This window comes from Streptomyces sp. NBC_00988, from assembly GCF_045162645.1.
Classification (GTDB): domain Bacteria; phylum Actinomycetota; class Actinomycetes; order Streptomycetales; family Streptomycetaceae; genus Streptomyces.
Genome location: NZ_CP108730.1, coordinates 3,160,804 through 3,173,117 on the forward strand (window position 1 = coordinate 3,160,804; position 12,314 = coordinate 3,173,117).

Sequence of the window (12,314 nt, forward strand, 5' to 3'; positions counted from 1 at the left end):
CGGCTCTGAGTTTCCTCTGAGAAAGCTGAGAAAGGCGTTCGCTGAGAGATCCCTCAGAGGTTCGGCCCGCACAGTTGCGTGCAGGACGGGTGAAAGGACGCTCACATGACCACCGTGTACGAACGGCGGGCGGCACCGCCTGTGGCGCCGGCTCCCCGGCGTTCACCGGCGGGCGCGGTGCTCGGGCTGTTGTGGGCCGGGGCGGCGGCCTCGGTCGCCCTCTGGTGGGCGGACACCGGGTCGGTGGTCGGGGCCGCGGGCTGGCTGACCGGGATCGGGCGGATCGCCGGACTGCTGTGCGGGTACGCCTGCGCGGTGCTCGTGGGTCTGATGGCGCGGGTGCCGCTGCTGGAGCGGCGGGTCGGCTCGGACCGGGTGGCCCGCTGGCACGCGATGGCCGGCCGCTACACGGTCTGCCTGCTCGTCGTGCACATCGTGTTCATCCTGCTCGGCTACGCGGCCCAGGACCGCGCCTCGATCGTGCACGAGACGGTCACGGTCGTCCTGGACTACCCGGACATGCTGAAGGCGACCTTCGGCGCGGTCATCCTGTTCGCGGTCGGCATCACCTCGGCCCGCGCCGCGCGCCGCAGACTGAGCTACGAGTTCTGGTACTACGTCCATCTCCTCACGTACGTCGCCGTGTTCCTCACCTTCTTCCACCAGCTGTCCCTGGGCAACGAGTTCAACGGCAACGCGGGAGCGACGGACGCCTGGTACGCGTTGTACCTCGGCGTCGCGGCCCTCGTCCTCTGGTACCGGATCCTCGCCCCCGTGCGGCTCAATCTGCGGCACCGGCTGCGGGTCGAGTCCGTGCACCGGGAGGCGCCCGGTGTGTACTCCGTCGTCGTACGCGGGCGGCGTGTCGACGAACTCGGCGCGGAGGCCGGGCAGTTCTTCCGCTGGCGGTTCTTCGGCGAGGGCATGGGCTGGGCGTCCACGCCGTACTCGCTGTCGGCGCCGCCCCGCCGGGACCTGCTGCGGATCACGGTCAAGGCGCTCGGCGACCACAGTGCCGCCATAGCCCTGCTGCGGCCGGGGGCGCGGGTGTGGGCGGAGGGGCCGTACGGGTCGATGACCGCCCAACGGGGTTCCGGGCAGCGGTCGTTGCTGATCGCGGCCGGGGTCGGGATCACCCCGCTGCGAGCGCTGTTCGAGACGCTACCCGGCGAGGTGACGCTGCTCTACCGGGCGCGTACGGCACAGGACCTGGCGCTGGGTGCGGAGTTGGAGGCGATCGCTCAGTGGCGCGGGGCGAAGGTGCTGTACGCGCTCAACGGGCCCAAGGGGCAACGGCCTTCGCTCGGCCCGGCGTATCTGCGCGAGGCCGTGCCCCATCTCGCCGGGCACGACGTGTACATCTGCGGTCCGCACGCGTTCGCCCAGGAGATCTACGGGGCGCTGCGCGCCGCCGGTGTGCCGGACCGCCGTATCCATCACGAGTCGTTCGAGCTGTGAGGCCGTCGTGCATCCGTTGAAGAAGAACCGTCCGCTGCGCCGGATCGTGCTGGCGAGCGCGGTCACCGCGTCCGGCCTGGTGCTGCTGCTGGCGCTGAAGCCGCACACGACGCCCGCGATCGCGGTGGCGCCCGCGCCGGCCGCCTCCAGCTCCTCCGGCGCCAACTCCGGTACGGGGTCCGGCGGTTCGACCGCCACCGGCACCAAGACCGTCACCGGGGACACCGTGCAGACCCAATGGGGTCCCGTGCAGGTGAAGATCACCGTGAAGAGCGGCAAGATCACCGATGTCACCGCGGTCCAGTCGCCGTCGGACAATCCGCGCGACCAGGAGATCAACTCCTATGCCCTGCCGGAGTTGCGGCGCGAGGTGCTGGCCGCGCAGAGCGCGAGCATCGACACGGTGTCGGGGGCCACCTACACAAGTGACGGTTACCGCCAGTCACTCCAGTCCGCACTGGACTCTGCGGGACTCTGAACGCACAGGCGCAACGGCACGTACTTCAGGGCCAAGGGACCAGCCCACCCCCCTTGCCCCGTCCACGGAGGAACCGTGACCACCACGCTCGCAGGCGGACGTGCCGCCCGCCGACAGACGATGCGCCGCATCCGCCCGCGCCGCTCCCCAGCGACCCTGCTGCTGCTCGCCGTCTGGGCGGGCGCGGTCGGGGTGCTGTGGATGTGGTGGCACAACACGCCGTCCATCGCCGACCAGAACGGCAAGATCCTCAATGCGGGCCGTATCACTGGCCTGTTGGCCGGTTATCTGATGGCACTCGTCGTGCTCCAGATGGCCCGGGTGCCCGCCCTGGAACGCCGGGTCGGCTCCGACCGGGTCGCCCGCTGGCACGCGATGAGCGGCCGCTACACGCTCTGCCTGGTCTTCGCGCACGTCTTCCTCATCATGTGGGGCTACGCCCTCCAGGCGGGCAAGACGCTGAGCGACATCGTCCAGCAGACCATCGACTCCGTGAACCAGCTGCCCGACATGGGCAAGGCCGCCATCGGGACGGGCCTGTTCCTCCTCATCGGCCTCTCGTCGATCGGCGCCGTCCGCCGCAGGCTGCCGTACGACACCTGGTACCACGTCCACCTGCTGACGTACGCGGCGGTGTTCCTGACCTTCTGGCACCAGATCACCACGGGCAACGACTTCGCGCTGACGCCGCTCGCCAAGACCGTCTGGTACGGGCTGTACGGCACGGTCACCGCGCTGGTGGTCTGGTACCGGATCCTCACCCCGATCCGCCTCAACATGCGGCACCGGATGCGCGTCGAGGCGGTCATCGAGGAGACGCCCGGCATCGTGTCGGTGCTGATCAGCGGGCGCAAGCTGCACCGGATCGGCGCGGAGGCGGGGCAGTTCTTCCGCTGGCGGTTCCTGGCGCCGGGCATGCGGTTCAGCTCGCACCCCTACTCGCTGTCGGCGGCGCCCCGCCCGAACATGCTGCGGATCACGGTCAAGGCGATCGGCGACCACAGTGAACGGCTGCGCGAACTGCGGCCCGGCACCAAGGTGTGGGCCGAGGGCCCGTACGGCGCGCTGACCTCACAGCGGCGCACCCGCGGCAAGGTGCTGCTGGTCGCGGGCGGCGTCGGCATCACGCCGATGCGGGCGCTGTTCGAGACGCTGCCGGGAGCCGCCGGTGACATCACGCTGCTCTACCGCGCCAACACCACCCAGGACCTGGCGCTGTGGGACGAGCTGGCGAAGATCGCCGACGAGCGCGGCGCCCGGCTGATGTACGCGGTGAACAGCCCCGGCGGGGAACGCCCCGACATCTCGGCGGAGTCCCTGCGGCGGAAGATCTCCGACATCGACAACCACGACGTCTTCATGTGCGGGCCGCCCGGCTTCGCGCAGTCGGTCTACGAAGCACTGCGCGGCGCCGGGGTTCCCGCCCGCCGTATCCATCACGAGTCGTTCGAGATGTGAGCGACGGGAGTCAGGAGCGATGAAGAAGAGCCACCCCATCCGGCGTGTTTTGCTCGCGAGCGCCGCCACCGTGTCCGGGATCGTGCTGCTGCTCTCCCTGAAGCCGGCGTCGGATCCAGCGGCGTCCGCGCAGGGTGCGGCGGCCCAGGAGACCGCCGCCGCACAGGAGTCGCCCCAGGGCGGTGCCGCGGCGGCCGGGACCTCGACGGTCACGGGCGCCGTCGCCCAGACCCAGTACGGGGTCGTCCAGGTACGCCTCACGGTCGCCAACGGCAAGATCACCAAGGCCGAGGCCGTGCAGGCGCCCAAGGGCGGCACCAGCGACCAGAAGACCGCGCTGTCCGTGCCCAAGCTCAACCAGGAGGCCGTCGCCACGCAGAGCGCGGACATCACGTCCGTGTCCGGGGCGAGCTACACCAGCGCCGGCTACAAGCAGTCCCTGCAGTCGGCCATCGACAAGATGAAGGCCGCCGGCGCCAACACGGCCGCCCCGTCGAAGAGTTCGGCCGCCGGGTCGGGTCAGGCCGCCCAGGCCAAGACCGTCACCGGTGATGTCGTGACGACCGAGTACGGGCCCGTCCAGGTCCGGATCACCGTCGCGGGCGGCAAGATCACCAAGGCCGACGCGGTACAGGCCCCGAGCGGCGGGACCAGCGACCAGAAGACGGCGCTGGCGGTCCCCAAGCTCAACCAGGAGGCCGTCGCCGCCGGGAACGCGAACATCGACTCCGTGTCGGGTGCGTCGTACACGAGCGGCGGTTACAAGAAGTCCCTGCAGTCGGCGCTGGACAAGGCCGGTGGCTGACACGGTGACCGATCCCGCGGCGGCCCCCGCCGAACTGCGGCACGCCGAGGAGGTCATGGGGACGGTGTTCTCCTTCGACATCCGCGGCGGGGAGCCCGAGGCCGTCCGAGCCGCGCTGGAGCGGGCGGTCGCCCAACTGCACCGCGTCAACGAGGTGTTCAGCACCTACCGCGACGACAGTCAGGTCTCCCGGCTGGCCCGCGGCGACCTGACCCTGGCCGAGTGCGACGCCGAGGTCGCCGAGGTGCTGGAGCTGGGCGCCGAGGCGGAGCGGGTGAGCGCCGGCTGGTTCAGCACCAAGTACGAGGGGCCCCTCGACCCCACCGGGATCGTGAAGGGCTGGGCCGCCGAGCGTGCGGCCGAGCTGATCGCGGCGGCGGCCGGGGTGAGCGGGGTCAGCGTGAACGGCGGCGGCGACGTCCAGATGTTCGGCACCCCGGGACCGCACCGGCCCTGGCGGGTCGGCGTCTCCGATCCCCTCCGTCCCGGAGGTCTCGCGGCCGTGATCTCCGCCGCGGGCACCGACGAGTTGGCCGTGGCCACCTCCGGTACGGCGGAGCGCGGGGCGCACATCGTGGACCCGAGCACCGGCAAGTCCGCGGTGACCGACCTGGTCGCCGTCACCGTCGTGGCACCGCGTCTGACCTGGGCCGACTGCTGGGCCACGGCCGCGTTCGCGATGGGTTCGCGGGAGGGTCTGGCCTGGCTGGAGTCACTGCCGGACGTCGAGGCACTGCTCATCACGGCCGGCGACGAGGTGCGCTGCACGGGCGGCCTGGCGGCCAGACTCGGCTGAAGCCCCATGCGAGTCGGGGGCGCACCGGACAACTCCGGTGCGCCCCCGACTCGTTGGCCGTACGGGTACGTCAGTGGTCGTTCTGCGCCAGCCGCAGCAGATGGTCCGCGAGGGCCTGCCCGCCGAGTGGGTCCCGGCTGATCAGCAGGAGCGTGTCGTCGCCGGCGATGGTGCCGAGGATGTCCTGGAGTTCCGCCTGGTCGATCGCCGAGGCGAGGAACTGGGCGGCGCCCGGCGGGGTGCGCAGGACCACCAGGTTGGCGGAGGCCTCCGCGGAGATCAGCAGCTCGGACGAGAGCCGCCGCATCCGCTCCTCTTTCGCCGACTCCCCCAGCGGCACCCGCGGGGTGCGGAATCCACCCTCGCTCGGTACCGCGTAGATGAGGTCGCCGTCGTTGTTGCGGATCTTCACCGCGTTCAGCTCGTCCAGGTCCCGGGAGAGCGTCGCCTGGGTGACGCTCAGCCCGTCGTCGGACAGCAGCTTCGCCAACTGGCTCTGGGAACGCACCGGTTGCCGGTTGAGGATGTCCACGATCCGGCGGTGGCGGGCGGTGCGGGTCTGCGGCACGGCCGGCCCCGCGGTGTGCTCGTGCTCCTGCGCCTGACTCATCGTCGACTCATTCTCCGGATCATCCGTCCCCCTTGGCCACGTCCAGGACCCCGGGCAGCGCCCGGAGGAACGCGTCCGCCTCGTCGTCGCCGAGGTTCAGCGGTGGCATCAGCCGTACGACGTCGGGGGCGGGCGCGTTGACCAGGAAGCCGGCGTCCTGAGCCGCCTGTTGCACCTGGGGCGCGAGCGGCTCGGTGAGCACGATACCCAGGAGGAGGCCCGCACCCCGGACATAATCGATCAACGGGTGGCCCAGTGACTCGATTCCGTCGCGGATCTTCTCGCTCTGCCGCTTCACGTTCTCCAGCAGGCCCTCGGCCTCGATGGTGTCGAGTACGGCGAGTCCGGCGGCGCAGGCGACCGGGTTGCCGCCGAACGTCGTGCCGTGCTGGCCCGGCTGGAGCAGCTCGGCCGCGCGCCCGAAGGCCACGGTGGCGCCGAGCGGCAGCCCGCCGCCGAGCCCCTTCGCGAGGGTGACCACGTCCGGCAGAACACCTTCGTGGGCCTGGTACTCGAACCAGTGCCCGGTACGGCCGACCCCGGTCTGCACCTCGTCGAGCACGAGCAGCGCACCGTGCGCGGCGGTGATCGCGCGGGCCGCCTTCAGGTATCCGGCGGGCGGTACGACGACCCCGTTCTCGCCCTGGATCGGCTCGATGATGACGAGCGCGGTCTCGTCGGTGACGGCGGCGGCAAGGGCCTGCGCGTCACCGAAGGGCACGTGCGTGACGTCGCCGGGCAGCGGCAGGAACGGCGCCTGCTTGCCGGGCTGGCCGGTGAGCGCGAGGGAGCCCATCGTCCGGCCGTGGAAGGCGCCTTCGGTGGCGACCATGTGCTGACGGCCCGTCAACCGGCCGATCTTGAAGGCGCCTTCGTTGGCCTCGGCACCCGAGTTGCAGAAGAACACCTTGCCGTCCCGGCCGAAGCGCTCAAGGAGCCGTTCGGCGAGGGCGACGGGCGGTTCGGCGATGAACAGGTTGGAGACATGGCCGAGTTCGGCGATCTGCTTGCCGACGGCCTCGACGATCGCCGGGTGTGCGTGGCCAAGGGCGTTGACCGCGATACCGCCGACGAAGTCGGTGTACTCGTTGCCGTCGGCGTCCCACAGCTTGGCGCCCGAGCCGCGGACGAGGGGGAGCTTGGGGGTGCCGTAGTTGTTCATGAGCGACCCCTGCCACCGCTGGGTCAGGTCCTCATTCGCGGTCATACGGCATCCCCCTGCTTCTTGCCCGACTTCTTGGCGGACTTCTTCTTTGCGGGCTTCGGGTCGGGCAGCTCGTCCGGCACGACCATCGTGCCGATGCCCTCGTCGGTGAAGATCTCCAGCAGGATCGAGTGCTGGACCCGGCCGTCGATGACGCGGGCGGTGGTCACGCCGTTGCGCACGGCGTGCAGACAGCCCTCCATCTTCGGCACCATCCCGGAGCTCAACTCCGGTAGCAGCTTCTCCAGTTGGGTGGCGGTGAGGCGGCTGATCACCTCGTCGCTGTGCGGCCAGTCCTCGTAGAGACCCTCGACGTCCGTGAGGACCATGAGGGTCTCGGCGCCCAGCGCAGCAGCGAGTGCCGCAGCAGCCGTATCAGCATTGACGTTGTAGACATGTCCGTCGTCCTCGCTCCTGGCGATCGACGAGACGACCGGGATACGGCCGTCGGCGAGCAGAGCCTCGATCGCGCCCGTGTCGATCGCGGTGATCTCACCCACCCGCCCGATGTCGACCAACTCCCCGTCGATCTCGGGCAGATGCTTGGTGGCGGTGATGGTGTGCGCGTCCTCGCCGGTCAACCCGACAGCGAGCGGCCCGTGTTGGTTGAGCAGCCCGACCAGCTCGCGCTGCACCTGCCCGGCGAGCACCATCCGTACGACGTCCATGGCGTCCTCGGTGGTGACGCGCAGGCCGGCCTTGAACTCGCTGACGATGCCGTGCCGGTCGAGGGCGGCGCTGATCTGCGGGCCGCCGCCGTGCACGACGACGGGCTTGAGTCCCGCGTGGTGCAGGAACACGACGTCCTGGGCGAACGCGGCCTTCAGGTCCTCGTCGATCATGGCGTTGCCGCCGAACTTGATGACGACGGTCTTGCCGTTGTGCCGGGTCAGCCAGGGCAGCGCCTCGATGAGGATCTGCGCCTTGGGCAGCGCGGTGTGCTTGCGGGTAGTGCTCATGACGAGTACGCGCTGTTCTCGTGGACGTAGTCCGCGGTGAGGTCGTTGGTCCAGATCGTCGCGGTCTCGGTGCCGGCGGCGAGGTCGGCGACGATGTGCACCTCGCGGTAGCGCATGTCGACCTTGTCGCGGTCCTCGCCGACACCACCGTTCTTGCAGACCCAGACGCCGTTGATGGCGACGTTGAGCTGGTCGGGTTCGAAGGCGGCCTTGGTGGTCCCGATCGCGGACAACACCCGTCCCCAGTTGGGGTCTTCGCCGTGGATCGCGCACTTGAGGAGGTTGTTGCGGGCGATGGAACGGCCCACCTCCACAGCGTCGTCCTCGCTCGCGGCGTTGACGATCTCGACCTTGATGTCCTTGCTGGCACCTTCGGCGTCGCGGATGAGCTGCTGCCCGAGGTCGTCGCAGACGGCGCGGACGGCCTCGGCGAACTCCTCGTATCCCGGGGTGACTTGGGAGGCGCCGGAGGCGAGCAGCAGCACGGTGTCGTTGGTGGACATGCAGCCGTCGGAGTCGACCCGGTCGAAGGTGGTGCGGGTGGCGGCCCGAAGTGCCTTGTCCAGTACGTCACTTGCGACGTCGGCGTCGGTGGTGAGGACGACAAGCATGGTGGCGAGGCCGGGGGCGAGCATGCCGGCGCCCTTGGCCATGCCACCGACGGTCCAGCCGTCCTTGGTGGTCACGACGGCGGTCTTGTGCACGGAGTCCGTGGTCTTGATGGCGATGGCGGCCTTCTCACCACCGTGCTCGGAGAGTTGACCGGCGGCGGCCTCGACTCCCGGCAGCAGCTTGTCCATCGGGAGCAACAGCCCGATGAGCCCGGTGGAGGCGACGGCCACCTCGGCTGCGTTGAGCCCGAGCGTGACCGCGACCTTCTCGGCGGTGGCGTGGGTGTCCTGGAAGCCCTTCGGCCCCGTACAGGCGTTGGCGCCACCGGAGTTGAGGACGACGGCGGACACCTGTCCGCCCTTCAGTACCTGTTCCGACCACAACACCGGCGCGGCTTTGACGCGGTTGGAGGTGAAGACGCCCGCGGCGGCGAGGCGGGGCCCGGTGTTGACCACGAGGGCCAGGTCCGGGTTGCCGTTCTCCTTGATCCCGGCGGCGATGCCCGCGGCCGTGAATCCCTGTGCTGCCGTCACACTCACGGCGCGACTCCGATCGTGGTCAGCCCGGTGGACTCGTCGAGCCCGAGGGCGAGGTTCATGCTCTGTACGGCACCGCCCGCGGTGCCCTTGGTCAGGTTGTCGATGGCGCTGATCGCGATGATGCGTCCCGCGGCCTCGTCGTACGCGACCTGCACCTGAACGGCGTTGGAACCGTAGACGGACGCCGTCGCGGGCCACTGCCCCTCGGGAAGCAGGAACACGAAGGGCTCGTCGGCGAAGGCCTTCTCGTACGCGGCGCGCACGGACTCGCCGGTGACACCGGCCTTGGCCTTGGCGCTGCACGTGGCGAGGATGCCGCGGGGCATCGGCGCGAGGGTGGGCGTGAAGGACACGGTGACGGTCTCACCGGCGGCCTCACCCAGGTTCTGGATGATCTCGGGGGTGTGCCGATGCCCACCGCCGACGCCGTACGGCGACATGGAGCCCATGACCTCGCTGCCGAGGAGGTGTGCCTTGGGGGCCTTGCCTGCGCCGGAGGTGCCGGAGGCGGCGACGATCACGGCCTCGTTCTCGGCGAGCCCGGCGGCGTACGCCGGGAAGAGCGCGAGGGAGGCGGCCGTCGGGTAGCAACCGGGTACCGCGATGCGCTTGGATCCCTCCAACGCGGCGCGGGCACCCGGGAGTTCGGGCAGGCCGTAGGGCCAGGTGCCGGCGTGCGAGGAGCCGTAGAACTTCTCCCAGTCGGCCGCGTCCTTGAGCCGGAAGTCGGCGCCCATGTCGACGACGAGGACGTCCGGGCCGAGCCGCTCGGCGACGGCGGCGGACTGCCCGTGCGGCAGCGCGAGGAAGACGACGTCGTGTCCGGCGAGGGCTTCGGGGGTGGTTTCCTGGAGGACCCGCCCGGCGAGCGGCAGCAGATGCGGTTGCAGCGCGCCGAGTTTCTGTCCGGCGTTGGAGTTGCCGGTCAGAGCGCCGATCTCGACCTCGGGGTGCGCCAGGAGCAGACGCAGCAGTTCCCCGCCCGCGTATCCACTCGCTCCGGCCACTGCCGCACGTACCGCCATGGAACCCTCCTCTTCGATGGCATGACTATACGTTTCGTTGCACGTTTATGCAATCTGAGTGGGTGGGTATGCACACAGGATCGCGACGTCCGGTGATCGGTGGCCATCGACGGCAGGGGGTGTTGTGGCCGGGCGAATACTGGGGCGGGGCCGACTGGCGGGCCTGGTCGCGTGGCTCCTGGTGCGCGTCACGGTGGTGTTCCTGGGCCTTGAGGTCGGCGCCGGCATCCTGGTGCACGTCACGCACAACGTCTGGGTGGCGTTGCTCGTGTATCCCTCGCTCTATCTTCTGGCGTTCCTTCTCCTCGGGCTGCTGGTGCCGGGCATGGACGAGCCCGAGGGCTGGGCGGCCGTCCTGGCGATGATCATGGTGCCCATCGGTGCCCTGGTCGTGATGCACCTGACCTACTCGGGCCTGGACCAGCGGGCGCTGCACGCGCGCGGCCGGGAGGAGCGGGCGACGGTGACCGACGTGTACTGGGTCGACCAGGGTGCCGATCCGCCGTCCCACGTCGCGTGGCTGGCCGATCCGTCGGGACAGCCGTTGCCGGGCAAGGTGTCCGGGGACGGCCTGAAAGCCGGCCAGACCATCACCGTCACCGTGGACCCCCAGGGGAAGATCCCCGTGCTGCTGGGCACTCCTTCGACAGGTGCGGGGCAGTTCCGGGCGGCGGGCGTCACCGCGGGCGTCGAGGTCCTGGTGCTCGCGCTGGTGGTCTGCCGGGGCGCCGCGGTCGGCAGCTCCCGATCCGTGCCGGGTTAGGCACCGGCCGTACGGACCGAGCGGGGCTGGGCGCGCAGGGCGGGCAGCCGGGCACAGTCCTCTGCGCTCGCCAGGCCCTCCCCCAGGGCGAGGAGCGAGAGGAGCCGCACGGGGTGGCCGGTGGTGGCCGCGGCCTCCAGTTTGTGGTGGCCGTCGAGGAGGAAGTGCGTCAGCCCCCAGTGCCGGGACCGGTCGTCCCCGAAGCCGACCGCGGGCTCGCACACGTCCAGCGTCGAGACCGCCACGGCCGTCGGGACCACACCCCGGCCCATGAGCTCGGCGTACTCCTCGACACGCTCCCGCTCGTTCCACGTCGGCGGAACCATCGGCACGACGAACTCATACAGGTGGGCGGACGCGTCGACCACCGTCTCGAAGGTGCGGTAGTACGGCGTGTGCGGGTACTCCGGGAGGCCCCAGAACTGGTCGAGCCCCCACGTGTCCACCTGCTCGCCACTGAAGTAGTCGCCCTCCTGCCCGGGGACGACCAGCCGGGGCTCCACGCGCAGCAGCACCGGAAGGTACTCGCCCTCGGGCAGCAACGCCCCGAACGCGTCGACCACGCCACCGTCGCCGGGCTCGGCCAGCGGCCCGGTGAGCCGCTCCCGCACCTCCGCCAACGACAGCGTCTGCCTCGCGGTATCCAGCCGGCGGAAGAGCAACGGGCAGGTGCCGCACCAGTGGCTGAGCTCGAAGGCGGGCTCCCCGTCGACCGTGAGCAGCCTCCGGCCCGTCCGGCCCCCGCTCTCCCGCGGCTCCGCCTCGAAGCGCAGCCGCGCCTCGGAATCCGGAACGCCGAGCCTCCGCGGCTCATCGCATTTGATCAACACAGAACGACCGTACGGGGACCGGGTGGACCGGCACCACCGCTCAAGGGCCCCGACGCCCTACCCTCATCGGCATGACCGAGCCAGTGGCAGAGACCGACCCGCCCCGACCGCACGGGAACGACCCGGGCCCGGCACGCCTGATCGCTCTGTCCGACGGGATATTCGCCATCGCGATGACGCTGCTCGTCATCAATGTCGCGGTCCCCGCGGATCTGCCCGCCGCCGCCTTCCACAAGGCCCTGAACGACGCGCTGCCCAGCCTCGGCGCCTTCGCGCTCAGCTTCACCCTCATCGCCGGGTTCTGGCGTGACCACCGCCGCATCCTCACCACACTGCCCGTGGAGACGACCGTGGTGACCCGTCTGACCCTCCTCGGCCTCGGCCTGGTCGCGCTGCTCCCCTTCCCCACCGGGCTCCTGGCCGAGTACGCCTCCCAGCCCGACGCCGTCGCCCTCTACGCGAGCGCCATGGCCGCGATCCACGCGGTGCACGCGACCCTGCTCCTCCTCACCCAACGCCAGGTGCACCCCTCCCCGACGTCCCCCGCCGCCATGGCCCGGCGCCGCTTCACCGCCCAACTCGGCTCCAGCGTCCTGGTGTTCGGCCTGTCCATCCCTCTGGCCTTCGTCAACACGAAGGCCGCCATGTGGTTCTGGATCACGCTCGTGCCCGCCCACTATGTGATCGGCCACTACCGTCGGCGGCTGCCGCAGCCCTGACACCGCCCGCGCGAACACCCCCTTTCCTACGCCGCTCACCCGCGCGGCAGACTTCACG

13 protein-coding genes are annotated in these 12,314 nt (G+C 70.5%); 7 read left to right on the top strand and 6 right to left on the bottom strand.

Annotation, left to right across the window (positions count from 1 at the left end):
- Positions 1-105 precede the first annotated feature (105 nt).
- From OG496_RS14345 to OG496_RS14365, 5 genes are all read left to right on the top strand, one after another.
- Positions 106-1,458, top strand: a complete 1,353-nt coding sequence (locus OG496_RS14345) for a ferric reductase-like transmembrane domain-containing protein (RefSeq protein WP_405971131.1) — start codon at positions 106-108, stop codon at positions 1,456-1,458.
- 7 nt (positions 1,459-1,465) lie between these two features.
- Positions 1,466-1,936, top strand: a complete 471-nt coding sequence (locus OG496_RS14350; protein ID WP_405971132.1) for an FMN-binding protein — start codon at positions 1,466-1,468, stop codon at positions 1,934-1,936.
- 75 nt (positions 1,937-2,011) lie between these two features.
- Positions 2,012-3,394, top strand: a complete 1,383-nt coding sequence (locus OG496_RS14355) for a ferredoxin reductase family protein (protein ID WP_366495564.1) — start codon at positions 2,012-2,014, stop codon at positions 3,392-3,394.
- 19 nt (positions 3,395-3,413) lie between these two features.
- The gene (locus tag OG496_RS14360) at positions 3,414-4,199 is read left to right on the top strand and encodes an FMN-binding protein (protein WP_399396331.1); all 786 of its coding nucleotides are present in this window, start codon (positions 3,414-3,416) and stop codon (positions 4,197-4,199) included.
- Positions 4,192-4,995: an FAD:protein FMN transferase gene (locus OG496_RS14365; RefSeq protein ID WP_366495566.1), complete on the top strand. Its 804-nt coding sequence runs from the start codon at positions 4,192-4,194 to the stop codon at positions 4,993-4,995. The genes OG496_RS14360 and OG496_RS14365 overlap by 8 nt, the downstream gene beginning before the upstream one ends.
- 70 nt (positions 4,996-5,065) lie before the next feature.
- Here OG496_RS14365 and OG496_RS14370 read toward each other — a convergent pair whose 3' ends face one another.
- The 5 genes from OG496_RS14370 to argC are packed head-to-tail and all read right to left on the bottom strand — an operon-like array spanning position 5,066 to position 9,944.
- Positions 5,066-5,605 (bottom strand): arginine repressor, encoded by a 540-nt coding sequence (locus tag OG496_RS14370; protein ID WP_019059868.1) that lies wholly within the window; start codon positions 5,603-5,605, stop codon positions 5,066-5,068.
- A gap of 19 nt (positions 5,606-5,624) precedes the next feature.
- A complete protein-coding gene (locus tag OG496_RS14375) occupies positions 5,625-6,812 on the bottom strand; it encodes an acetylornithine transaminase (protein ID WP_405971133.1) in 1,188 nt (395 codons plus the stop codon).
- Entirely contained in the window at positions 6,809-7,768 is a 960-nt protein-coding gene (gene argB, locus OG496_RS14380) for an acetylglutamate kinase (protein WP_366495568.1), read from the bottom strand. The genes OG496_RS14375 and argB overlap by 4 nt, the downstream gene beginning before the upstream one ends.
- Positions 7,765-8,919: a bifunctional glutamate N-acetyltransferase/amino-acid acetyltransferase ArgJ gene (gene argJ / locus OG496_RS14385; RefSeq protein WP_405971134.1), complete on the bottom strand. Its 1,155-nt coding sequence runs from the start codon at positions 8,917-8,919 to the stop codon at positions 7,765-7,767. Before argJ ends, argB begins: the two co-directional genes overlap by 4 nt.
- Positions 8,916-9,944, bottom strand: coding sequence for an N-acetyl-gamma-glutamyl-phosphate reductase (argC, locus tag OG496_RS14390; protein ID WP_405971135.1), 1,029 nt, complete (start codon positions 9,942-9,944; stop codon positions 8,916-8,918). Before argC ends, argJ begins: the two co-directional genes overlap by 4 nt.
- Positions 9,945-10,068: 124 nt before the next feature.
- On the opposite strand from argC, the gene OG496_RS14395 reads away from it, so the two are divergent.
- Positions 10,069-10,707 (top strand): hypothetical protein, encoded by a 639-nt coding sequence (locus OG496_RS14395; RefSeq protein WP_405971136.1) that lies wholly within the window; start codon positions 10,069-10,071, stop codon positions 10,705-10,707.
- On the opposite strand, the gene OG496_RS14400 is transcribed toward OG496_RS14395, so the two are convergent.
- Positions 10,704-11,537: a hypothetical protein gene (locus tag OG496_RS14400; protein WP_405971137.1), complete on the bottom strand. Its 834-nt coding sequence runs from the start codon at positions 11,535-11,537 to the stop codon at positions 10,704-10,706. The genes OG496_RS14395 and OG496_RS14400 overlap by 4 nt on opposite strands.
- A 71-nt stretch (positions 11,538-11,608) precedes the next feature.
- On the opposite strand from OG496_RS14400, the gene OG496_RS14405 reads away from it, so the two are divergent.
- Positions 11,609-12,256 carry a TMEM175 family protein gene (locus OG496_RS14405; protein ID WP_405971138.1) on the top strand — a complete coding sequence of 216 codons (648 nt, stop codon included), beginning with the start codon at positions 11,609-11,611 and terminating at the stop codon, positions 12,254-12,256.
- Positions 12,257-12,314: the final 58 nt, after the last annotated feature.